Source organism: Pseudomonas sp. B6002, assembly GCF_013385985.1.
Lineage (GTDB): Bacteria > Pseudomonadota > Gammaproteobacteria > Pseudomonadales > Pseudomonadaceae > Aquipseudomonas.
Genome location: NZ_JACAOY010000002.1, coordinates 89,365 through 112,180 on the forward strand (window position 1 = coordinate 89,365; position 22,816 = coordinate 112,180).

The 22,816-nt window shown below is 61.7% G+C and carries 18 protein-coding genes; 14 read left to right on the forward strand and 4 right to left on the reverse strand.

The features are described from left to right. Positions 1 to 2: 2 nt before the first annotated feature. Genes tssK through tagH form a run of 3 tightly spaced genes read right to left on the reverse strand, consistent with a single transcriptional unit; the run spans position 3 to position 3,251 of the window. Positions 3 to 1,337: a type VI secretion system baseplate subunit TssK gene (tssK, locus tag HX792_RS01595; RefSeq protein WP_176994477.1), complete on the reverse strand. Its 1,335-nt coding sequence runs from the start codon at positions 1,335 to 1,337 to the stop codon at positions 3 to 5. An 18-nt stretch (positions 1,338 to 1,355) separates the two neighbouring features. After that, entirely contained in the window at positions 1,356 to 1,865 is a 510-nt protein-coding gene (tssJ, locus tag HX792_RS01600) for a type VI secretion system lipoprotein TssJ (RefSeq protein ID WP_176994478.1), read from the reverse strand. Positions 1,866 to 1,916: 51 nt separating this feature from the next. Next, on the reverse strand, positions 1,917 to 3,251 hold the full coding sequence (tagH, locus tag HX792_RS01605) for a type VI secretion system-associated FHA domain protein TagH (protein ID WP_176994479.1): 1,335 nt from the start codon (positions 3,249 to 3,251) through the stop codon (positions 1,917 to 1,919). 404 nt (positions 3,252 to 3,655) lie between these two features. Between tagH and tssA the strand changes: the two genes are divergently transcribed. The 14 genes from tssA (at position 3,656) to HX792_RS01675 (ending at position 22,288) form a co-directional block, all read left to right on the forward strand. Next, complete coding sequence (tssA, locus tag HX792_RS01610; protein ID WP_176994480.1) at positions 3,656 to 4,675, forward strand: type VI secretion system protein TssA; 1,020 nt, start codon at positions 3,656 to 3,658, stop codon at positions 4,673 to 4,675. A 54-nt stretch (positions 4,676 to 4,729) separates the two neighbouring features. Then, complete coding sequence (tssB, locus tag HX792_RS01615) at positions 4,730 to 5,236, forward strand: type VI secretion system contractile sheath small subunit (protein WP_010207547.1); 507 nt, start codon at positions 4,730 to 4,732, stop codon at positions 5,234 to 5,236. A 2-nt stretch (positions 5,237 to 5,238) separates the two neighbouring features. Further along, positions 5,239 to 6,735 (forward strand): type VI secretion system contractile sheath large subunit, encoded by a 1,497-nt coding sequence (tssC, locus tag HX792_RS01620; protein ID WP_176994481.1) that lies wholly within the window; start codon positions 5,239 to 5,241, stop codon positions 6,733 to 6,735. 172 nt (positions 6,736 to 6,907) lie between these two features. Beyond that, entirely contained in the window at positions 6,908 to 7,396 is a 489-nt protein-coding gene (locus HX792_RS01625; protein WP_005792512.1) for a type VI secretion system tube protein Hcp, read from the forward strand. Between the two features lie 78 nt (positions 7,397 to 7,474). Next, positions 7,475 to 7,990: a type VI secretion system baseplate subunit TssE gene (tssE, locus tag HX792_RS01630; protein ID WP_005792513.1), complete on the forward strand. Its 516-nt coding sequence runs from the start codon at positions 7,475 to 7,477 to the stop codon at positions 7,988 to 7,990. After that, entirely contained in the window at positions 7,987 to 9,846 is a 1,860-nt protein-coding gene (gene tssF / locus HX792_RS01635) for a type VI secretion system baseplate subunit TssF (protein ID WP_176994482.1), read from the forward strand. The genes tssE and tssF overlap by 4 nt, the downstream gene beginning before the upstream one ends. Further along, positions 9,810 to 10,853 carry a type VI secretion system baseplate subunit TssG gene (gene tssG / locus HX792_RS01640; protein WP_176994483.1) on the forward strand — a complete coding sequence of 348 codons (1,044 nt, stop codon included), beginning with the start codon at positions 9,810 to 9,812 and terminating at the stop codon, positions 10,851 to 10,853. The genes tssF and tssG overlap by 37 nt, the downstream gene beginning before the upstream one ends. Beyond that, positions 10,846 to 13,509 (forward strand): type VI secretion system ATPase TssH, encoded by a 2,664-nt coding sequence (gene tssH / locus HX792_RS01645; RefSeq protein WP_176994484.1) that lies wholly within the window; start codon positions 10,846 to 10,848, stop codon positions 13,507 to 13,509. The genes tssG and tssH overlap by 8 nt, the downstream gene beginning before the upstream one ends. Positions 13,510 to 13,690: 181 nt before the next feature. After that, positions 13,691 to 15,631 (forward strand): type VI secretion system Vgr family protein, encoded by a 1,941-nt coding sequence (locus HX792_RS01650; protein ID WP_176994485.1) that lies wholly within the window; start codon positions 13,691 to 13,693, stop codon positions 15,629 to 15,631. Between the two features lie 15 nt (positions 15,632 to 15,646). Continuing rightward, positions 15,647 to 16,081 (forward strand): DcrB-related protein, encoded by a 435-nt coding sequence (locus HX792_RS01655; RefSeq protein WP_176994486.1) that lies wholly within the window; start codon positions 15,647 to 15,649, stop codon positions 16,079 to 16,081. Between the two features lie 12 nt (positions 16,082 to 16,093). Then, entirely contained in the window at positions 16,094 to 20,473 is a 4,380-nt protein-coding gene (locus HX792_RS01660; protein WP_176994487.1) for an RHS repeat-associated core domain-containing protein, read from the forward strand. Between the two features lie 13 nt (positions 20,474 to 20,486). Continuing rightward, positions 20,487 to 21,056, forward strand: a complete 570-nt coding sequence (locus tag HX792_RS01665; protein WP_176994488.1) for a hypothetical protein — start codon at positions 20,487 to 20,489, stop codon at positions 21,054 to 21,056. Positions 21,057 to 21,200: 144 nt separating this feature from the next. Continuing rightward, a complete protein-coding gene (locus tag HX792_RS01670) occupies positions 21,201 to 21,665 on the forward strand; it encodes an AHH domain-containing protein (RefSeq protein WP_371319320.1) in 465 nt (154 codons plus the stop codon). Then, entirely contained in the window at positions 21,662 to 22,288 is a 627-nt protein-coding gene (locus HX792_RS01675; RefSeq protein WP_176994489.1) for a hypothetical protein, read from the forward strand. The genes HX792_RS01670 and HX792_RS01675 overlap by 4 nt, the downstream gene beginning before the upstream one ends. Before the next feature lie 113 nt (positions 22,289 to 22,401). Here HX792_RS01675 and HX792_RS01680 read toward each other — a convergent pair whose 3' ends face one another. Continuing rightward, entirely contained in the window at positions 22,402 to 22,677 is a 276-nt protein-coding gene (locus tag HX792_RS01680; protein WP_003213368.1) for an HU family DNA-binding protein, read from the reverse strand. Between the last annotated feature and the right edge of the window lie 139 nt (positions 22,678 to 22,816).

Sequence of the window (22,816 nt, forward strand, 5' to 3'; positions counted from 1 at the left end):
GATTATCCTCGGATCGCCCAGAAGGCCAGGTTCAAGCCCGGGAACTGCCCGGCGATGTGGAAGGCAAACCCACCGGAATTGCTCAACTGCTGCCAGTGCTCGCTGCCCCGGTCCAGTTCGTAATAGGTGCTGCCCGCGTGGTAAGGGATCTGCCGTGGCGCCACCGGCAACGGCAGCAGGCCGATGCCCGGCAGCTGCAGGTTGACCATGTCGCGGATGTGCTCCACCGAGCCGACCTTGCTCTGCTGGCCGAAGCGCGCACGCAGGGTCTCGCCGGGCACATCGGCGCGCACCACGAGGATGAAGCTGGCGGTGTCGATCAGGGTCTTGTCGGCCAGCATCGCCACGTGGATGCCGTAGGCTTTCTCGACAATCGGGATCGGCGTGGCCTTGCTGTCGATCAGCATCGACAGGGCCTCGCGCAGCGCCGCCATCACCGGGGCAAAGCTCAGGGCCAGGTCGTCGTGCTGGTAGTGCGGGTATTCCTGGGGGCGCCGGCCGGTGGTGGAAAAGGTGGAGAATTCGCCGGCCAGGCTCACCAGCTCGCTGAAAAAACGCTCCGGGTGCAGCGGGCTCAACTGGCTGAAATGCTGGATCAGCGGCTGGGCGCGGTTGACCAGTTGCAGCAGCATGAAGTCGGCAATCTCCGACGCGCCCCCGGCGCCCGAGGCGACCACGCGGCCAGCCAGGGCTTCGCCACGCTGGTGCAGCAAGCCCAGCAGTTCACTGCGAAACGCCGTGAGCGGTTTACTGGCGGCCACGTCCAGCACGGGCGGGATGTAGGTGTCGTCGAGCACCAGCGCGCGGTCGGCACGTTTTTCCTTGATGCGCACCAGGCCCACGGCGGCGTAATCGCTGATGCCATCTTGGGCGGTCAGCAAGCGCAGGGCCCGGGAGCCCACGGCCACTGGCGCACGGTTTTCGAACGGCGCGTTGTCATCACGCACTTCGCGCACCTGGCTCACATAGCGCGCGGCGCCAAGGGCTTCGCCTTCGTCGACGGTGTCGCGCGCGCCTGCACGCTTGAGCGGCAAGGCCAGGTACACCAGGCCGTCGCGCAGGTTGTCGTCGATGTTCAGCGGGCTCGGCGCCAGGTCGTCCTGGGGGATATTGAATGGCGTGCCGTCGGGCAACAGGCCGCGTGCAGACACGATGGCCAGCTTGCCCTGAGCCAACAGGCCCTGGTCGATCAGCAATTCGGAAAAACCCCAGCTGCCTGCAGACAATGGACGGCTGCGGGCATCAATGAGGTTTTCCAGGTAACGGTCATGCTGCTGGAAGTGCTGCGTTCCGATGAACATGCCTTCCGACCAGACCACGCGATTGTTCCAGGACATGGGGGCTCCGATTGCTTCTTATCTGGCAGGGCTGGATGGGGGAACCACGACGTCGGCGCGCACGGCACGCACATCGAGGCTGATCTGGTATTCGGTGTATTGGCGCGCCGGCACGTTGATCACCGTGCGCCATTGCGCGCGGTCGAGCTCGCGATAACCCACCAGCAAGCCGATCTGGCGGGTGGACGGGTCGAGGTCGCGCTGAATGCTCAATTGCTGGCCGGGCTGCACCATCACTTCGTCCTGGTCGAGCAGGTCCAGGCCGAGGGTGGATTGCGCACGGTCAGCCAAGGCGAAGTAATCGGAACGACCGAAGGTGGCGGCGTTTTTCAGCTCGAAGATGCGCACCCGCACCGGTGCGGCCTGGCCGTTGGCACCGGGGTTGAGCCCGGCAATCGCGTGGAAGTGCAATTCGACGGCGGCGGTGTCGGCTTCAGCCTCGGCCGGTGCGTCGGGTTTGGCGGCATCCGTGGCACACGCCGTCAGCAGAAGCGCCGTGGCGGCTGCGAGTAAAAACCTGGGAATCATCCTGCGTCCTCAATGACGTACTTAGCTATCCGTTAATCCATGTACTGCGTGTCAGCGTCGCTGTCGGGCGCTGTGTTCTTCGTAGGCTCGGCTGAATTCGCGGCCGAACAGGTCCTGGAAGTCTTCCTGGGCCTCGCGGGAAATATTGCTGTAGAGCTCGGTGAACTGTTGCCAGTACTGGGCCTGGCGCGAACCGTTGAACAGGCTGGAGAGCCCGCCCGGCTTGCCCATGCGTTCTTCCAGCTGGGCCGGTTCAAAGCGCTTGAGCAGGTGCTTGATGGCGGCTTCCACCCCGGCCATCACTGCCAGCTGGTGGGCGCGCAAGTCGTCGAAACTGTCGCGCACCGCCGCGTCCGGCGCCATAAACGCCTGGTTGCCGTGGCGAAGCAGCAGCAGTAACGCTTCATCGGCATTCGGGGCGAATTTCAACGGGTTGTTTTCGGCGGGCTGGATCATCGTCTGCTGCATGCGGAACTCGCCCTTGAGGCTGGCCCGGGCACGCAACACATCGATCAGGCCTTCGACCATCAGGCGGTAGCTACGGCCGATGTTTTCCATCTGGGCGCAGGCGTCGGCCTTGTCCAGGCGCAGCTGGTCCAGGCCGGCACCGCGCAGGAAGGCTTGCAGCAGGTCGGGTTGCGCGGTATCGGCAAGCACCGGCGGCGCGATGACGGGCGCAGGGGGCGGCTCAGGCGTGGCGACTGGTACGGGCGTGGCCACCACAGACGCGGGCGCGGGCGTGTCGCCGAACAGGTCCCAGTCCTCGGGGATCACCGAGCCGGACACCACGGGTTTTTCGACCACGGGGACCGCCACGGGCGTCGGCGGACGGAAATCGTGCTGCTCGGAAGGCACATGGTCCGCCACGGTCGGCGGCGGCACGGCGGTGGGGCTGAGAAAGTCGAACAGGTCGGGCAAGGTGTCCATCGAGGACGCGCCCTGGAATTGCGGGGCGATCACCGGCACGGGGGTCGGCGTGGGCGTGCTCACCACGGCACCCATCAGCGCTTCGAAGCTGTTGGGTGAATCTCCGACAAACGGCTGGCTGTCGACGGCCTGCACGTTGAAGTCGATGCGGGCCTGGATCTCGTAATCGCCGATGCGGATCAGCTCGCCGTCCTGCAGGGGCTCGCTGTTGCCCCGGCGCAAACGAATACCGGCGTTAACCAACTCCACGCCGTTGGTGCTGTTATCGGTTAAATAATAACGGCCATCTTTGTATTGAATAACACAGTGTTGCGAAGAAACCAGACGCTCAGGATCAGGCAATACCCAGTCATTATCCGAGCTGCGGCCAATAGCCATCGAGCCCTGGTTCAAGGACTTTTCCGGACACTGCCCAGGGGTAATCTTGTGATAACTAGTGATAGTCAAACACAGCGACATCTTGCCTCCTTGCTGATACTTCGCGCGCGGTCAACTCCCGGGACAGCGTTTCCCGGGAGGTCCCCACCAGGTCGTGCAATCGACCTTCAAAACCTGCTTTTGTCAGCATGATCGCTGATCTTAACTGGCCTCTATGACAAAAATCCTGTCCTGGTGCGCCGCTAGACCCACCAGTCGCGCAGGTTGTTAAGCACCGCACATCTGTCACAGAGGGCGAATAGCTTACCTTGACAAGGCATAAGTACTACACCAAAAATGCACAACTTCTTGAATACCAGTGATGGCACTTTGAAATCAACTTGAGTTCAAAGTTCCAATATGACCAAGAAAACATGCCTAGTTCCTCGCGCAACTAATGCATGCATTGCCCGCCATCTAACGGGCTGATAGGGAGATCAATTTCAGTGGATGTGCCGTTGCTGCTCACCGCCGTTTCCGCGACTTCGCCCTGTGGCGAAGACATGGAATATGACGCGGATTTTCTCCACTTGGAGCGTGCCGCCAAGGGGCAACCCGAGCGCAGCATGGGCGACTCGATCCTGCCCGCCGAACCTCCGGAATGGCGCAGCATCCAGCAGCAAAGCCTCGACTTGCTGGCGCGCAGCAAAGACCTGCGCATCACCCACTTTCTGGTGCAAAGCTCGCTCGCCCTGCAAGGCGTTGCCGGGTTTGCCGAAGCCCTTTCGCTGATCAACGCGCTGTTGCGCGACTACTGGGCCGAGCTGCACCCGCGCCTGGACGCCGACGACGATAACGACCCCACCGTGCGCATCAACGCCCTCACCGGCCTGACCTGCGATACGAACATTCGCCTGCTGCGCGAAAGCATCCTCACGCGCTCGCGCACCTTCGGTCCCGTGAGCCTGCGCGCCGCGCTCAACGCCAGCGGCCTGCAGAGCTTTGCCGATGAGCAACTGGGTGCCCAGCAACTCAACGCCGCCTTCCTCGACAGTGACCCCGAGCAACTGCAAGCCACGCGCGATGCCTTGAGCGCAGCGCGTGCGGCCTGCGAAGCCATCGAGCAACAGGTCAACGATCAAGTCGGTTCCGCCCAGGGCGTGGACCTCAGTGCCCTGAAGCAGCCGCTCAAGCAAGCGCTGCAGATACTCAACCAAGCGGTGCCCGGCACCGACAGCAGCAGCGAACCCGAGGCCGTCAGTGACGACAATGCCCCCTCGGCCGACTTCGCTGCCGCGCCCGCAGTACAGCGTCCGGTCGGCGATATCGCCAGCCGCGACGACGTGCTGCGCAGCCTCGACAAGATCCTTGCGTACTACACCCGGCACGAGCCTTCGAGCCCGCTGCCGGTGCTGTTGAACCGGGCGAAGAATCTGGTGCACGCCGACTTCGCGGCCATCGTGCGCAACCTGATTCCCGACGGCATGTCCCAATTTGAAAACCTGCGCGGTCCGGACGGCGAGTAAGCCGCCCGACTGTGCAGTAACAACACCGTCGCTCAAGCGACCAGGAGCAGCAACGTGGCGAAGCAAAGTTCTCAGAAATTCATCGCGCGCAACCGTGCGCCTCGAGTGCAGATCGAGTACGACGTCGAGCTCTACGGCGCCGAGAAAAAGGTCCAGCTGCCCTTCGTGATGGGCGTGATGGCCGACCTCGCCGGCAAGCCTGCCGAACCGCTCGCGCCCGTGGCCGACCGCAAGTTCCTTGAAGTGGACGTCGACAATTTCGACTCGCGCCTCAAGGCCATGCAGCCGCGCGTGGCGTTCCACGTACCGAACGAGCTAACCGGTGAAGGCAACCTGAGCCTGGACATCACCTTCGAAAGCATGGACGACTTCAGCCCGGCCGCCGTGGCCCGCAAGGTCGACTCGCTGAACCAACTGCTCGAAGCCCGCACCCAGCTGGCCAACCTGCTGACCTACATGGACGGCAAGACCGGCGCTGAAGAAATCATCATGAAGGCGATCAAGGACCCGGCACTGCTGCAAGCACTTGCCAGTGCGCCCAAGCCTGCAGGGGACCAGTAATCATGACTGACAATACCGCACGCGAAGGCGCCCCGATCCTGGGCGCTACCGAAGAAGCCAGCGAGTTCGCGAACCTGCTGCTGCAAGAATTCAAACCCAAGACCGAGCGTGCCCGCGAAGCCGTGGAAACCGCCGTGCGCACCTTGGCCGAACAGGCCCTGGCGCAAACCGACCTGGTGTCCAACGACGCGATCAAGTCGATCGAATCGATCATCGCCGCCATCGACGCCAAGCTGACGGCCCAGGTCAACCAGATCATCCACCACCAGGATTTCCAGCAGCTGGAAAGCGCCTGGCGTGGCTTGCACTACCTGGTCAACAACACCGAGAGCGATGAGCAGCTCAAGATCCGCGTGCTCAACATCTCCAAGCCGGACCTGCACAAGACCCTGAAGAAGTTCAAGGGCACCGCGTGGGACCAGAGCCCGATCTTCAAGAAGATGTACGAAGAAGAATACGGCCAGTTCGGTGGCGAACCGTACGGCTGCCTGGTGGGCGACTACTACTTCGACCAGTCACCTCCCGACGTGGAGCTGTTGGGCGAGCTGTCGAAAGTCTGCGCCGCCATGCACTCCCCGTTCATCGCCGCCGCTTCGCCGACCGTGATGGGCATGGGTTCGTGGCAGGAACTGTCGAACCCACGCGACCTGACCAAGATCTTCACCACCCCGGAATACGCCGGCTGGCGCTCCCTGCGTGAATCGGAAGACTCGCGCTACATCGGCCTGACCATGCCGCGCTTCCTGGCGCGCCTGCCGTACGGCGCCAAGACCGACCCGGTGGAAGCCTTCGCCTTCGAAGAAAACACCGACGGCGCCGACAGCTCCAAGTACACCTGGGCCAACGCCGCCTACGCGATGGCAGTGAACATCAACCGTTCGTTCAAGCATTACGGCTGGTGCTCGCGCATCCGTGGCGTGGAATCTGGCGGTGAAGTGGAAAACCTGCCGGCCCACACGTTCCCGACCGATGACGGTGGCGTGGACATGAAGTGCCCGACCGAAATCGCCATCAGCGACCGCCGTGAAGCGGAGCTGGCGAAGAACGGTTTCATGCCGCTGCTGCACAAGAAAAACACCGACTTCGCCGCGTTCATCGGCGCCCAGTCGTTGCAGAAACCGGCCGAATACGACGACCCGGACGCCACCGCCAACGCCAACCTGGCCGCGCGCCTGCCGTACCTGTTCGCCACCTGCCGTTTCGCCCACTACTTGAAGTGCATCGTGCGCGACAAGATCGGTTCCTTCAAAGAGAAGGACGAGATGCAGCGCTGGTTGCAGGACTGGATCCTCAACTACGTGGACGGTGACCCTGCGCACTCCACCGAAACCACCAAGGCCCAGCACCCGTTGGCGGCGGCGGAAGTGATCGTGGAAGAAGTCGAAGGCAACCCGGGTTACTACAACTCCAAGTTCTACCTGCGCCCGCACTACCAGCTTGAAGGGCTGACAGTGTCGCTGCGTCTGGTATCGAAGCTGCCTTCGGCCAAGAGCGCGTAAGTAGCTGTTGAACCGGCTCTTCTGTGGGAGCCGGGCTTGCCCGCGATGCAGGCGGCGCGGTCCGGCAGGCAGACCGCGGTGATGCAATCGCAGGCAAGCCAGCTCCCACAGAAGAGCAAAGCCCCATTGGGCTTAACCAAATTTCGTGGCCTGGGCCACACAGGGAGAAAACATGGCTGTTGATATTTTCATCAAGATCGGCGACATCAAGGGCGAGTCCATGGACAAGGCCCACAAGGACGAAATCGACGTGCTGAACTGGAGCTGGGGCATGGCCCAGTCCGGCAACATGCACGTGGGCGGCGGCGGCGGCGCGGGCAAGGTCAATATCCAGGACCTGTCGCTGACCAAGTACGTCGACAAAGCCTCGCCGAACCTGATGATGCACTGCGCCAGCGGCAAACACATCGACAAGGTCAAGCTCACCGTGCGCAAGGCCGGTGGCGAAAGCCAGGTCGAGTACATGGTGATCAACCTGGAAGAAGTGCTGGTGACCTCGCTGAGCACTGGCGGTTCGGGCACCGATGACCGCCTGACCGAGAACGTCACCCTGAACTTCGCCCAAGTGATGGTCGACTACCAGCCGCAGAAAGCCGACGGCACCAAAGACGGCGGTGCGATCAAGTTTGGCTGGAACATCCGCTCCAACACCAAGCGCTGATAGCCCTTGAGGCCGTGGCTTCGCGCCACGGCCACTGCCCGATTGTCCCTCTCACACCCCGTCCGTGGAGCCGCTTTGGTGGTCACTGAAATCGCTTCCCGCGACCGTCTGCAACCGTCCCTGCTGGACCGGTTGACCGACGACGATCCGACCAATCCGAAGGAAAGCGCCGACAAACGCGTGCTGTCCCTGACCCAATTGAAAGCCTCGGTGCTGCGTGACCTGGCGTGGCTGCTCAACACCACGTCGTTGCTCGATGCCGATGCGACGCTGCACACCCCGGCCGGTACGTCGGTGGTCAATTACGGCCTGCCGGCGCTGGCGGGCAACAGTGTTTCCAGCGTGGACATCAAGGCCCTGGAGGCGTTGATCTACCAGGCCATCGCCACCTTTGAGCCGCGTATCCTGCGCCACACCCTGCGCGTCAAAGCCCGCGTCGGCCATGGCGAGATGAACCACAACGCGCTGAGTTTCGAGATCGAAGGCGACCTGTGGGCACAGCCGGTGCCGTTGCGCCTGTTGCTGCAAACCGACCTGGACCTGGAGTCCGGCCACGTGCGCGTGGTCAATGCCGACCAGCGGAGACGCCCATGAACCCGCGCCTGCTGGAGCTGTACAACCAGGAACTGCATCACGTGCGCGAAAGCGCCGCCGAGTTCGCCAAGGAATATCCGAAGATCGCCAGTCGGCTGACCCTGTCCGGCATGGACTGCGCCGACCCGTACGTTGAGCGCTTGCTCGAAGGTTTTGCCTACCTCACCGCCCGCGTGCAGCTCAAGCTCGACGCCGAGTACCCGACCTTCACCCACAACCTGCTGGAAATTGCCTACCCGCATTACCTGGCGCCGACGCCGTCGATGACCGTGGTGCAATTGCAGACCGACCCGGACGAAGGCTCCCTGGCCAGCGGGTTCCCGCTGCCCCGCGACAGCGTATTGCGGGCCGCGTTGGGCCGCGAAACCCAGACCTGCTGCGAGTACCGCACTGCCCAACCGGTGACGTTGTGGCCGTTGCAAGTGGCCAATGCCGAATACTTCGGTAACCCCGCTGCCGTGCTCGGGCGTTTGGCCGCCAGCGAGCCGAAAGCCAAGGCCGGCTTGCGCCTGACCCTGCGCACGGGCGCCGAATTGCCGTTCAACAGCCTCGACCTCGACAGCCTGCCGCTGTACCTCAGCGGCGCCGACGAGCAGCCGTTTCGCCTCTACGAACAACTGCTGGGCAATGCCTGCGCGGTGTTCGCACGCAAGCCAGGCGACGATTGGGTCGAGCGCCTGCCCCAGGATGCCTTGCGCTCCCGTGGCTTCGACGATGCAGACGCCGCCATGCCGGTGGTGGCGCGGGCGTTCCAGGGTTATCGCCTGCTGCAGGAATACTTCGCCCTGCCCCACCGCTTCCTGTTCGTCGAGTTCGCCGAACTGAGCCGTGCGGTCAAGCGCTGCGACGGCCAGGAGCTGGAGCTGATCGTGCTGTTCGACCGCCATGAGCCGAGCCTGGAAGGCAGCGTCGGCGCGGCGCAGTTCCTGCCGTTCTGCACGCCGGCGATCAACCTGTTTCCCAAGCGGGTGGACCGCATCCACCTGTCTGACCGGGTCAACGAACACCATGTAATCGCCGACCGCACGCGGCCGATGGATTTCGAGATTCACTCGTTGAGCGGCATCACTGGCCACGGCACCGGGCCGGAGCAGCCATTCCTGCCGTTCTACGCGGTGCGCGATCCGTCGCGGTACGGCCGCGACCAGGCCTACTACACCGTGCGCCGTGAGCCACGTGTGCTGTCCAGCGACCAGCGTCGCAACGGCCCGCGCTCCACCTACGTGGGCAGCGAGACCTTTGTCAGCCTGGTCGACAGCCGGCAGGCGCCTTACGGCCACGACCTGCGCCAGCTCGGCGTGACCGCGCTGTGCACCAACCGCGACCTGCCCCTGTTCATGAGCGTGGGCAATGGCAAGACCGACTTCACCCTGGCCGACAGCGCGCCGGTATTGGCCGTGCGCTGCGTGACCGGCCCGAGCCGCCCACGCGCCAGCCATGCCCACGACGCCAAGGCCTGGCGCCTGATCAGCCAACTCTCGCTCAACTATTTGTCGTTGAGCGAGCAAGGCCAGGGCGCCGGCGCCTTGCGCGAACTGCTGCGCCTGTACGGCGACAGCAACGACGCCGCCCTGCAATTGCAGATCGAAGGCCTGCGTGAAGTCAGCAGCAAGGCCGTGACCCGACGCCTGCCAATGCCCGGCCCGATCGTGTTTGGCCGTGGCCTGGAAATCACCTTGGAATTCGATGAAAACGCGTTTCGCGGCACCGGCGTGTTCCTGCTCGGTGCCGTGCTGGAACGTTTCCTGGCGCGCTACGTGTCGATCAACAGTTTTACCGAGACGGTGATCCGTACCACCGAACGCGGCGAGATCATGCGATGGAAAGCCAAGCCCGGACGGCGTCCGACCCTGTGAACACACTGGATGCGATGCATCAGGAACCCTGGGAATACGATTTCTTCCAGGCGCTGCGCCGTCTCGAGTGCGAATCGCCGGAGCTGCCGCGCCTGGGCCACTCCCTGCGCCTGGCCGATGACCCGTTGCGCCTGGGCCAACAGGCCGATTGCACCTTTGCCCCGGCCACCCTGGCGTCGGTCGACCCCGGTGGTGACGGCAAGCCGGCGCGCCTGGAGCAGTTCTTCTTCGGCCTTGGCGGCCCCAATGGCCCGCTGCCGCTGCACATCACCGAGTACGTGCGCGAACGCCAGCGCAACAACGCCGACAGCACCAGCAAACAGTTTTTGGATGTGTTCCACCATCGCCTGCTCAGCCTGTTCTACCGGGCCTGGGCCGAGGCGCGGCCGACGGTCAGCCACGACCGCCCGGACGACGACTACTGGTCGGCACGCCTCGCCGCCCTGAGCGGTCGCGGCATGCCGAGCCTGCTCAATCAGGGGCTCATCCCGGATACCGCGAAGCTGCATTACAGCGGCCACCTGTCGGCGCAAACCCGCTACCCGGACGGCCTGAAAGCCATTCTCGGCGAGTACTTCGGCCTGCCGGTGCAGATCGAAGAGTATGTCGGCCAATGGCTCGAATTGCCCGAACGCAGCCGCGTCAGCGTGAGCGCCAACCGCTTGGGCGTGGACTTTTGCCTGGGCAGCTTCGTGTGGGACCGCCAGCACAAATTCCGCATCCGCCTCGGTCCGCTCAAGCTTGATGACTACATGAGCATGCTGCCCGGCCAGCAGCCGTTCAACGAGCTGGTGGCGTGGGTGGCCGAGTACCTGGGCCATGAACTGGACTGGGACCTGAACCTGGTCCTGCAACAGCCCGAAGTCCCGGCGCTGCAACTCAACGGCCAGTTTCGCCTGGGCTTCAACACCTGGCTCGGCCAGCCCGAGCGAGACGCCAACGACCTAATTCTGGCCCGGCATTACGCCGATCAGGCCACCACCTCAAGGAATCCAGAGCATGGGTGAAATCAGTCGCGCCGCACTGTTCGGCAAACTCAACAGCGTGGCCTACAAGGCCATCGAAGCCGCCACCGTGTTCTGCAAGTTGCGGGGCAACCCGTATGTGGAACTGGCCCACTGGTTTCACCAGTTGCTGCAACTGCAGGACTCGGACCTGCACCGCATCATCCGCCAGTTCAACGTGGAGCCGGCGCGCCTGGCCCGTGACCTGACCGAAGCCCTGGACCGCCTGCCGCGAGGCTCGACCTCGATCACCGACCTGTCCTCCCATGTGGAAGAAGCCGTGGAACGCGGCTGGGTGTACGGCAGCCTGATGTTTGGCGAAAGCCAGGTGCGTACCGGCTACCTGGTGCTGGGTATCCTGAAGACGCCAAGCCTGCGCCATGCACTGCTGGGTTTGTCTTCGGAGTTCGACAAGATCAAGGCCGAAGCCCTGAGCGAACGCTTTGACGAATACGTCGGCGACTCGCCGGAGAACGCGTTGAGTGCCAGCGATGGTTTCAACGCCGGCGCCGTACCGGGCGAAGCCAGCGGGGCCATGGCGCCGAGCGCGATGGGCAAGCAGGAAGCCCTCAAGCGCTTCACCGTGGATCTGACCGAACAGGCGCGCAGCGGCAAGCTCGACCCCATCGTGGGCCGCGATGAAGAGATCCGCCAACTGGTGGATATCCTCATGCGCCGTCGCCAGAACAACCCGATCCTCACCGGTGAAGCCGGTGTGGGCAAGACCGCCGTGGTCGAAGGTTTCGCCCTGCGCATCGTCGCCGGTGACGTGCCGCCGGCGCTCAAGGACGTGGAGCTGCGCAGCCTGGACGTGGGCCTGTTGCAGGCCGGCGCCAGCATGAAGGGCGAGTTCGAACAGCGCCTGCGCCAGGTCATCGAAGACGTGCAGGCCTCGCCCAAGCCGATCATCCTGTTCATCGACGAAGCGCATACGCTGGTGGGTGCCGGCGGCGCTGCGGGCACGGGCGATGCGGCCAACCTGCTCAAGCCAGCCCTGGCACGCGGCACCTTGCGCACCGTGGCGGCGACCACCTGGGCCGAGTACAAGAAGCACATCGAGAAAGACCCGGCCCTGACTCGCCGCTTCCAGGTGGTACAAGTGGCCGAGCCGTCGGAAGACAAGGCGCTGCTGATGATGCGCGGCGTGGCCTCGACCATGGAGAAACACCATCAGGTGCAGATCCTTGACGAAGCCCTGGAAGCCTCGGTGAAGCTGTCTCACCGCTACATCCCGGCGCGTCAGTTGCCGGACAAATCCGTGAGCCTGCTGGACACCGCCTGCGCCCGCGTCGCCATCAGCCTGCACGCGGTACCGGCCGAAGTGGACGACAGCCGCCGCCGCATCGAGGCGCTGGAAACCGAGCTGCAAATCATCGCCCGCGAGCATGCCATCGGTATTGCGATTGGCGCGCGCCAGACCAACACCGAAGCGCTGTTGAGCGCTGAGCGTGAGCGTCTTGCGACCCTGGAAAGCCGTTGGGCTGAAGAGAAAGCCTTGGTGGATGAACTGCTCGCCACCCGCGCAACCTTGCGCGAAACCGCAGGCGTGGTCGATAGCGGCAACGACGAACTGCGTGCCCAACTGGTCGACCTGCAACAGCGCCTCAGCGCCCTGCAAGGCGAAACCCCGCTGATCCTGCCGACCGTGGATTACCAGGCCGTGGCCTCGGTGGTCGCTGACTGGACCGGCATCCCGGTGGGCCGCATGGCGCGCAACGAGCTGGAGACGGTGCTCAACCTCGACCAGCACCTGAAAAAACGCATCATCGGCCAGGACCATGCCCTGCAGATGATCGCCAAGCGCATCCAGACCTCCCGCGCCGGCCTCGACAACCCGAGCAAGCCGATTGGCGTGTTCATGCTGGCCGGCACCTCCGGCGTGGGTAAGACCGAAACCGCCCTGGCCCTGGCCGAAGCCATGTACGGCGGCGAGCAGAACGTCATCACCATCAACATGAGCGAGTTCCAGGAAGCCCACACGGTGTCGACCCTCAAGGGCGCGCCACCGGGTTATATCGGCTATGGCGAAGGCGGCGTGCTGACCGAAGCCGTGCGCCGTAAACCCTACAGCGTGGTGCTGCTGGACGAGGTGGAAAAAGCCCACCCGGACGTGCATGAGATCTTCTTCCAGGTGTTCGACAAGGGCGTGATGGAAGACGGCGAGGGCCGGGTGATCGACTTCAAGAACACCCTGATCCTGCTGACCACCAACGCCGGTACCGAACTGATTTCCCACGTGTGCAAAGACCCGGCGAACGTGCCGGAGCCGGAAGAGATCGCCAAGGCGCTGCGCCAGCCGCTGCTGGAAATCTTCCCGCCGGCCTTGCTCGGCCGCCTGGTGACCATTCCGTACTACCCGCTCAGCGACGAGATGCTCAAGGCGATCACCCGCCTGCAGCTCAACCGCATCAAGAAGCGCGTGGAGAGTACCCACAAGGTGGCCTTCGATTACGACGACGCGGTGGTCGACCTGATCGTCTCGCGGTGCACCGAGACCGAAAGCGGTGGGCGCATGATCGACACCATCCTCACCAACAGCCTGCTGCCGGACATGAGCCGTGAGTTCCTCACGCGCATGCTGGAAGGCAAGGCGTTGGCGGGGGTGCGGATCAGCAGCCGGGATAACGAATTGCACTACGACTTCAGCGACGCCAACTGACGCAACACCATTAAAACTGTAGGAGCCGGCTTGTGTGGGAGCTGGCTTGCCTGCGATAGCATCACCAAGGTGTGACTGACACACCGAGGTGCATGCATCGCGGGCAAGCCCCGCTCCCACACAAGCCAGCGCCTACAGGGGTTCGGTTTCGTCAGGTACAACGACATTTACGGGTTAACCGATGCTATTCAACCAAGCCTCACGCCTTGCCAAAGTCACCAGCCCCCTCGGGCCGGATGTGCTGCTGCTCAATGAAATGGGCGGCGGTGAAGAGCTGGGCAGGCTGTTCAACTATGAGCTGCAACTGACGTCCCTGGACGCCAACATCGACCTCAACCAATTGCTCGGCAAACCCATGAGCGTGGGCCTGCAATTGGCGGATGGCGGTGAGCGGCACTTCCACGGCATCGTCGCGCGGTGCAGCCAGAACATCGACCAGGGCCAGTTCGCCAGCTATCAGGTGACCCTGCGCCCTTGGCTGTGGCTGCTGAGCCGTACCTCGGACTGTCGGATTTTCCAGAACCTGAGCATCCCGCAGATCATCAAGCAGGTGTTCCGCGACCTGGGGTTTTCCGACTTTGAGGACGCCCTGAGCCGGCCGTACCGCGAGTGGGAATACTGCGTGCAGTACCGCGAGACCAGCTTCGATTTCGTCAGCCGCCTGATGGAACAGGAAGGGATCTACTACTTCTTCCGCCATGAGCAGGACCGCCATGTGCTGGTGCTGGCCGATGCCTACGGTGCCCACACCACGGTGCCGGGCTACGCGTCGATCCCGTACTATCCCAAGGACGAGCAGCAGCGCGAACGCGACCATATGCACAACTGGCACCTGGCGCACGAGGTGCAGCCGGGGTCGCTGGAGCTCAACGACTACGACTTCCAGCGTCCCAGCGCCAGCATCGATGTGCGTTCGGCGATGCCGCGCCCACACACCGCCGGCGATTATCCGCTGTACGACTACCCCGGCACCTACGTGCAGAGCGAAGACGGCGAACACTACGCACGCACCCGCATCGAAGCCCTGCAAACCCTGCATGAGCAGATCGAGTTCAGCGGTAATGCGCGGGGCTTGGGCTCCGGCCATTTGTTCAGCCTCACCGGCTTCAGCCGCCAGGACCAGAACCGCGAATACCTGATCGTCGGCTGCCGCTACTACATCGTGCAGGAAAGCCTGGAAAGCGGCGGCGGCTCGGGTTCGGCACAGTTTGAAAGCAGCCTCACCTGTATCGACGCCCAACAGAGCTTCCGCCCGCTGGCCAATACGCATCGGCCTATCGTCAAGGGCCCGCAAACCGCCTTGGTGGTGGGCCCCAAGGGCGAGGAAATCTGGACCGACCAGTACGGCCGCGTGAAGGTGCATTTCTATTGGGACCGCCATGACCAATCCAACGAAAACAGCTCGTGCTGGATTCGTGTGTCGCAGTCCTGGGCCGGCAAGAACTGGGGCTCGATGCAGATCCCACGGATCGGCCAGGAAGTGATTGTTAGCTTCCTTGAGGGTGACCCCGACCGGCCGATCATCACCGGCCGCGTCTACAACGCCGAACAGACCGTGCCCTACGACCTGCCGGAAAACGCGACCCAGAGCGGCATGAAAAGCCGTTCGAGCAAAGGCGGCACGCCGGCCAACTTCAATGAAATCCGCATGGAGGACAAGAAGGGGTTGGAGCAGCTGTATATCCACGCCGAGCGCAACCAGGACATCGTGGTCGAGGTGGATGAGAGCCATTCGGTGGGGCATGACCGCAACAAGAGCATCGGCCACAACGAGACAGTGACCATCGGCAACAACCGCCTGCGCATCGTCAAGCAGGAAGACATCCTCTCGGTGGGCCAGAGGAAGACCGACAGCATCAGCCAGAGCTATGTCATCGAAGTCGGCGAAAATCTGCGCCTGGTCTGCGGCGAAAGCATTCTGGAGTTGAACGCCAGCGGGCAGATCAACCTCACCGGCGTGCAGATCAGCTTCTATGCCAGCGGCGATGCCGAGTTCAACACGGGTGGCGTACTGCACCTGAACAACGGCGGCGGCCCCGGTGCCACGCCCGATGGCCAGGGCCAGAAAGGCGCCATCGACGCCAATATCAAAGCCGCGTTCCCCGCGCCTAAAAGCTCCTGACGAGACCTGTTTGCCATGACGTACCGCATCAACGAATTCCAGTTTCAACTGCCGGCCAGTGAGCTGCAGGACGCCTCGATCAATATCCTCAAGTTCCCTGAACTGGGGACTTCACTGATCGTCAGCCGCAGCCTGCTCGCCGAGGGTGAAACCCTGCACAGCAACTTCAATGACCAACTCCAGCGCCTGGAAAAACAGGTGCAGGATTTACGCTATCAACCCGGTGTCGACGTGCGTTTGGGCGCGGCCCAAGAGGTGGAAGGCATTGAGCTGCGCAGCCAATTCAACAAGGGCAATGACAAGGTGTTCCAGTATCAACTGGCACTGGTGCTACCGGGTACGCGCAAGATGCTCGCCTTGAGTTACGTGAAGGCCGACAAGCTTGGGGATGCCGAGGCGGCGCACTGGGCGTTGATCAAAAACTCGCTGTCGTTCGACGCTGTTTCCTGATGAGCTGCCTGCATGTCTGACGCGTTATGGGCAGCCCGTATGGGCGATGCGCTCTCCCACACCTCGATGATGGCCGACATTCTCGGCGGTGTGCTGGAGGTCGCGGCCAACATCGCGATCACGGCCGTGGCCACGGCTGCCGTGGTCGCGGCCACCGGGATTACCGTGGCCACCGGCGGGCTCGGCTGCTTCCTGCTGGGGGCCGTGGTGGGCACGATCGTCGGCCTGGCCATGAGCAAGACCGGGGCGGACAAAGGCCTGACGAATTTATGCGATAGCTTCAGCAACGCGCTATTCCCGCCCACGGTGCAGGCGAACATTCTCACCGGTTCCACCGACACCCTCACCAACAACCTTCCCGCGGCCCGCGCAGCCGGTGCGATCAGCTCCCATGTCGCGCCAGCGGGCACCGAGCTGGAAGCACCCGCGCCAGAACCCAGCTACCTGGACATGGCCGAGAGCTTCTTCTCGCAGATGTGGCGCCCTACCGTCGCGACGCCTGCGCCAGGTGCAGTGCCCAAGCCGCTGGACCTGGTCACGTGCATGAAGCACCCGCCGATGCCGCCGCAGTTTCTGGCCGAGGGCTCGGACAAGGTCACCGTCAACGGCCAGCCCGCCGTGCGCAGCGGCGACCGCAGCACGTGCGATGCGACGGTGGTGTCGTCGGGGCTGATTTCTTCCAACGTGACCATCGGTGGCGGTTCGGTGGTGGTGCGTGAGATCCGCAGTGGCAAGACCCCGGGCGTCGGCCTGGCGGTCACGGCGCTGTTGATGCTCAAGGGTGGCAAGGGCAAGTTCTTCAGCAAGTTGCCGTGCATGCTGATCGGCGGGGCCACGTCGATGGCGGTCAGCAGCGCGATGGGGGCCGTGGCGAACGCAGCGATGGGTTCATCGAATCCGGTGCATGCGGCCACGGGCGCGAAGGTGCTGGGCAATGCCGAGGAACTGGATTTTGTGCTGCCCGGCATCCTGCCGATCGACTGGCAGCGCTTCTACAACAGCCGCGATGAGCGCCCGCGCGGAATGTTGGGCGCAGGCTGGAGCGTCCCATATGAAGTGTGCGTCGAGATCCTGCCCCATTCAGAGGGCGGTGAAACGCTGATTTATACCGATGAGCAAGGTCGGCCTATCGACATGGGCTCGATTCCCTTGGGCGGCGCGGTATTCAGCGCCGGTGAAGGGCTCGCGGTGCGGCGTCACCTCAATGGGCAGTTGCTAATCGAGAGCGATGACGGCCTGTATCGCTTGCTTGAACCCTCCGCCAACCCGTCGCTGCTGCGCCTTACTCAATTGGGCGACCGAAACGACAACCGCATCTATATCGATTATGACGAAGCCGGGCACATGGTGCGGCTACGCGACACATTCGACCTGGTGCAGGTTGAGTTGATCCGTGATCAGGGCCAGTTGGCGCGCATCGAACGTCTGTACCCTGATCAGCGCCGAGAAGTGCTGGTCAGCTATGGCTTCGACGCGCAGGGCAACCTGGCTGAAGTGCGCGATGCGACGGGCCAGGTTCAGCGTCGTTTTGCCTACGACAGCGGTCGCAGGATGGTGGAGCATCAACTGCCGACCGGGCTTCGTTGCTTCTACGAATGGTCTTTGGTTGAAGGTTTGGAATGGCGCGTGGTACGGCACTGGACCGATGAGGGCGACGCTTACCAGTTCGACTATGACTTGCAGGTCGGTATCACCCGTATTACCGACGGCTTGCAACGCGTCAGTACCCGGCATTGGAACACCCAACACCAGATCATTCGTTACAGCGACAACCTTGACCACACCTGGCTGTTCGAATGGAACGACGAGCGCCAGTTGCTCAGCGCCACCGACCCGCTGGGCGGGCGCTTTGAATACAGCTACGACGAGGCCGGCAACCTGATCGGCGAAACCGACCCGCTGGGTCGCAGCGATTCGACGCTGTGGTTGGAACATTGGGCCTTGCCCCTGGTGGAAACCGACGCCGCCGAAAGCAGCTGGCAATATCGCTATGACTCACGCGGCAACTGCATCGCCGAAACCGATCCACTGGGCTACGTCACGCGCTATCGTTATGACGCCCACGGCCAGCCCGTGGAAATTATTGACGCCACTGGCAAAAGCAAAAAGCTGCGCTGGAACCCGTTCGGACAACTGGTCGAGCACATCGACTGCTCAGGTTACCCGACGCGATTCAGCTACGACGAGCGCGGCTATCTGCAGGTCATTACCGATGCCCTGGGTGAGCGTACCCAATTCAGCTATGACGCCCAGGGCCGTCTGCTCACCACCCAATTGCCGGACGGCCGTACTGAGCAGTACCAGCGCGCGGTCAGCGGCCAATTGGTGGGCTACACCGACCCGGCCGGGCATACGACGCTCTATCAACATAATCGCCGTGGCCTAGTCAGCCAGCGCATCGACGCCCATGGCCGGCAGGTGCAGTTCGGCTATGACAGCTATGGACGGCTGCAAGCGCTGATCAACGAAAACGACGAGCGTTATCGTTTTGCCTGGGATGCTGGCGACCGTCTGGTTGAACAGCAGGACCTCGACGGCAGCGTCAAGCACTACAGCTATGACCCGCTGGATAACGTCACGGCGGTGACTGCCGTGCCGGCGCCTTACGGAAACGGTCTGGCCCTGGTGCCCGAAACGCCGCCCGCGCCTATCGTCCATCGATTGGAACGCGATGCAGTGGGCCGGCTGATTGCCAAGACCACCGACGATGGCCGCACCGACTACAGCTACGACGCAGTGGACCAGCTCACGGCTGTCACCTTCACCGATTCGCAGGGCAACGTCCAAACCCTGGGCTTTGCCTACGATGCCCTCGGCCAACTGCTTTGCGAGCAGAGTTCGGCGGGCAACCTGCAACACCACTACGACGAACTCGGCAACCTGATCCAGACCCAACTGCCGGACGGCCGCTGGCTCAATCGCCTGTATTACGGCAGCGGCCATCTGCACCAGATCAACCTCGACGGCCAGGTCGTCAGCGACTTTGAGCGTGACCGCCTGCACCGCGAAGTACTGCGCACCCAGGGCCAACTCACCACCCGCAGCGAATACGACCGTAGTGGCCGCCTGCGTTCGCGCCAACGCCGCTTGGCAAGTCAGCCATCGTTGATGCCGGCGGCTGCGCAAAAGCAGTTCGAATACGATCCCGCCGACAACCTGATCGGCAAACTCGACCAACAACCCGCCGCACAGCACCGCCAACTGCTGCACTACGACGCCACCGGCCGCATCATCGCCAGCCAAGACAGCCTGCACGGCCAGCGCGAAACCTTCGCCTACGACGCCGCCGCCAACCTGCTGGACGGCCCGCAGGCGGGTGCCGGGTTGGTGGTGCATAACAAGTTGCTGACCTATCAGGACAAGCGTTATTGCTACGATGCGTTTGGGCGGATGATCGAAAAACGCAGCGCCAAACGGGGCGTGCAGCGGTTTGCCTACGATGCTGAAAGCCGCTTGATTGAAGTGCGTAACGATGACGGCAGCGTCGTGCGAATGGCCTACGACCCGCTGGGCCGACGCATCGAAAAAACCCAGCATGGCAGTGACGGGTATCCGCTGGGAGGAACGCAGTTTGTGTGGGATGGACTGCGGTTGTTGCAGGAGCATAAACACAGCCAGACCAGCCTCTTTGTTTACGACGATGACGGCTATGAACTGCTGGCCCGCGTCGATGGCATGGGCCCGTTGCAGAAGATTCGTTACTACCACAACGATCTAAATGGGTTGCCGGAACAACTGACCGAGGCCGATGGGCACAGCGTCTGGCAGGCGACTTACCGTGTGTGGGGCAACACGCTGGAGGAGGTGCGCGAGCCTTATTACATTGAAGAGCAGAATCTGCGGTTCCAGGGGCAGTATCTGGATCGGGAGACGGGGCTGCATTTCAATACGTTCAGGTTTTATGATCCGGATGTGGGGCGGTTTACGACGCCGGATCCGATTGGGTTGCTGGGTGGCCTGAACCTCTACTCGTACGGTGCAAACCCTATTACCTGGCTGGATCCACTAGGCTGGACCCCAACGCCCCTAAACAAACCTGGTTTCTATGTTTACGGGCTCTACGCCCCCGGTGCTAAAACGCCTTACTACATCGGTCACACCGAGCAGGATCCTGCGGCGCGTGAAAGTCAGCACGACAGGTCCACGCGGCTTGGAAAAGGAGAGCTGCGTGTGTTGAAAGGTCAGGACGGCAAGATGACTTACTCTCAAGCCAAAGGTTACGAACAGGCCTACCGAGAGAAATACAAAACAAAAGGCAAATTCCCCGGCAACGTCATCGAACCCATCAATAAAAGCCGCACTGATGCACGGGGCAAAAGTCACTATAAAAACTACAGGGCTGCGGCCAAAGCGCTGGGCATCAAGCCGAGCAAAATCAAATCTTGTACCTAAAAGAGGCTGCTGTATGAAAACCCTCAAGGCACCCAAGCCGGGTGATCTTTTCTACATCCCAGCCCTCAACGCTTCAGATGAGCCTGGCTTTGTGATTGCACGCTATATCGAGATGATTCCTCCTGCGCTGGGACATCTGATTGAGGTTTTTGAGAAATTCTATACACAAATCCCAACCTCGATCAGCGAGGTGGACACCTCAAAACGTTTGTTTCGACCGATTTTCTGCAGCATGCGTTTTTCAGATCTCCCTCGCTGGAAGATTCTTTTCAGTGACCCCGACTACACAAAATCCACCTCTGGTTATGACAGAATTCAATTCGCGTTTGAGTCAGAAATCTGGACCGGCGGCGTAAGCAAGCCCGCATCTGAGGAACAGTTGGTAAATATTGAACCCTCAATTTGCTGGCGTATGCATCACATAATTTTCAGAGTAATTGCCCATCTGCGTGGAGCGCTAACAGAGGACGAGGTCATGGACTATGAGCACACACCCGACGACTTACGCATTGATAGCGTTACCGCTTCAGAGCGCGTAAACAAGGCAGTCCGGAATACGCAAGAATTGTTTGACTCCAAATAAAAATAGACCGCTTACTCAACGATAAAGGCGATGGCGATAAAGGGGACGGGTCTATTTACTCCAAACAGGGACTATAAATAAATCTGACCCCTTTATCTTTATGACCCCGATATCGGCAGATTCACTACAGAAGACCCGGTTGGATTGCTGGGCGGCATTAACCTCTATCAGTACACCACCAACCCTCTGGGCTGGAGTGACCCACTGGGCTGGTGCTCGACGAAGCTAGGCAAGAACATGGGGGCTCGCAAAGGTGACGGTATGGCCAACCATCACCTGATACCCGAGGAGCTGATCAAACACAAAGAGTTCGGCAAAATGTTCTCCAGGCTGAAAAAGATAGGTTGGGACCCGGATGGCGCCTCCAACGGTGCTTTCCTGCCAGGATCAAAAGACCTTGCCGCCAAAACGCAGCTTCCTGGACATTGGTCGAACCATAACAAGTACACCGATGCTGTCAGGGACAGGCTCAGGGGCTTGAACAAACAACAAGTCGGGTTATCTGATATGGACCTCGCACTGGAAGTCTCGAACATCCAAAAATGGGCGAGCGGCGGGCTGCAGAATGGCCTCTTCAAAGCTGATGCAGTTACAGGACGACTTTTATGACCGGCGCCAGCGCTGATTTTTTCATCGTGAACTACCACACCAACGGGGCGGATGCGCCCAGCTTCTTTGAGTCGGACTGGACTCCTGGCGTCCCGGAGTTTCATTACCCTTCAGAAACACCGGATGAGAGTCAGTTTGCTAGCGCTTATAAAGTCAAAGCCAAGATCAAGGAGTTGAAAGCGGACCTCATGATTGAGGAGTTGCTGGCGACAGATGCCGTCTTGAACATCTGCGCAACGCTCGAAATTCCTCATATCACGCGTCAGGTCGAGATAGAGTTAAAAGGAAAAAAAACACCTGAAAAACGCTACAACCTTTTCGTTCCGACCGCCCGACTCAGCCTGCTTGATCTTGAGCATTCGGTATTCACCATCGACCGCGACAAATACACCGGCAAACTCAAGACACCAGAAGAAAGTGATGTACCCGCTATCGTTTTTGAGTCCATCGAATCATTCAAGATAAAACCAGGCATTCATCAACACCTGTTTCTATGCACGGATATTAACGAAACGGTCTGTTCGGCTGAGTTCAAGGCGATGTTCGAATCCAAGGCGCTCTTTGGGCTAGCGTTCACACCGTTGGATGCCACTTATAAATTTGATCCTTGGGGGGAGTTGTAACCGGGAGGTTACTACTGGCCTGACATTCTCCAGCCTACAAAAAATGGGCACCCGACCCAGTCGGCGTGCCCATTCTTTTTACCGCCCCGCCTCCCTTCGAGACGGTGTCGCTGTTACGGGTTGACGCTGTCTTTGAGCGACTTGCCCGGCTTGAACGCAACGGTGTTGCTGGCCTTGATCTTCACAGGCTCACCGGTTTGCGGGTTTTTGCCGGTGCGGGCGCCACGGTGGCGTTGCAGGAAGGTGCCGAAGCCAACCAGGGTGACGCTGTCCTTGCGATGCAGGGCGCCGGTGATTTCTTCGAGAACGGCGTTGAGTACACGGTTGGCCTGTTCTTTGGTGAGATCTGCTTTTTCAGCAATGGCGGCTGCGAGTTCTGGTTTACGCATAAGTGAAGCCTCTTTGACGGTTTTTTGTTGTTATGTCCGTGCTGCTCTCTGCTGGAGCAGCGCCCAAGGCGCCGCAGGCTCTACTCTGCGGCAGACGGGAGTGAGGATGGCATGCCCTCGCACGCTCCGCCAGTCTCGC

What these genes read in the sequence shown, in the direction of transcription:
- HX792_RS01650 (WP_176994485.1), top strand. Translation starts at nt 13,691, where the DNA reads ATGCTATTCAACCAAGCCTCACGCCTTGCCAAAGTCACCAGCCCCCTC.
- tssF (WP_176994482.1), top strand. Translation starts at nt 7,987, where the DNA reads ATGAACCCGCGCCTGCTGGAGCTGTACAACCAGGAACTGCATCACGTG.
- tssH (WP_176994484.1), top strand. Translation starts at nt 10,846, where the DNA reads ATGGGTGAAATCAGTCGCGCCGCACTGTTCGGCAAACTCAACAGCGTG.
- tssG (WP_176994483.1), top strand. Translation starts at nt 9,810, where the DNA reads ATGGAAAGCCAAGCCCGGACGGCGTCCGACCCTGTGAACACACTGGAT.
- tagH (WP_176994479.1), bottom strand. Translation starts at nt 3,251, where the DNA reads ATGTCGCTGTGTTTGACTATCACTAGTTATCACAAGATTACCCCTGGG.
- tssK (WP_176994477.1), bottom strand. Translation starts at nt 1,337, where the DNA reads ATGTCCTGGAACAATCGCGTGGTCTGGTCGGAAGGCATGTTCATCGGA.
- HX792_RS01655 (WP_176994486.1), top strand. Translation starts at nt 15,647, where the DNA reads ATGACGTACCGCATCAACGAATTCCAGTTTCAACTGCCGGCCAGTGAG.
- tssJ (WP_176994478.1), bottom strand. Translation starts at nt 1,865, where the DNA reads ATGATTCCCAGGTTTTTACTCGCAGCCGCCACGGCGCTTCTGCTGACG.
- HX792_RS01680 (WP_003213368.1), bottom strand. Translation starts at nt 22,677, where the DNA reads ATGCGTAAACCAGAACTCGCAGCCGCCATTGCTGAAAAAGCAGATCTC.
- HX792_RS01675 (WP_176994489.1), top strand. Translation starts at nt 21,662, where the DNA reads ATGACCGGCGCCAGCGCTGATTTTTTCATCGTGAACTACCACACCAAC.
- HX792_RS01665 (WP_176994488.1), top strand. Translation starts at nt 20,487, where the DNA reads ATGAAAACCCTCAAGGCACCCAAGCCGGGTGATCTTTTCTACATCCCA.
- HX792_RS01625 (WP_005792512.1), top strand. Translation starts at nt 6,908, where the DNA reads ATGGCTGTTGATATTTTCATCAAGATCGGCGACATCAAGGGCGAGTCC.
- HX792_RS01660 (WP_176994487.1), top strand. Translation starts at nt 16,094, where the DNA reads ATGTCTGACGCGTTATGGGCAGCCCGTATGGGCGATGCGCTCTCCCAC.
- tssC (WP_176994481.1), top strand. Translation starts at nt 5,239, where the DNA reads ATGACTGACAATACCGCACGCGAAGGCGCCCCGATCCTGGGCGCTACC.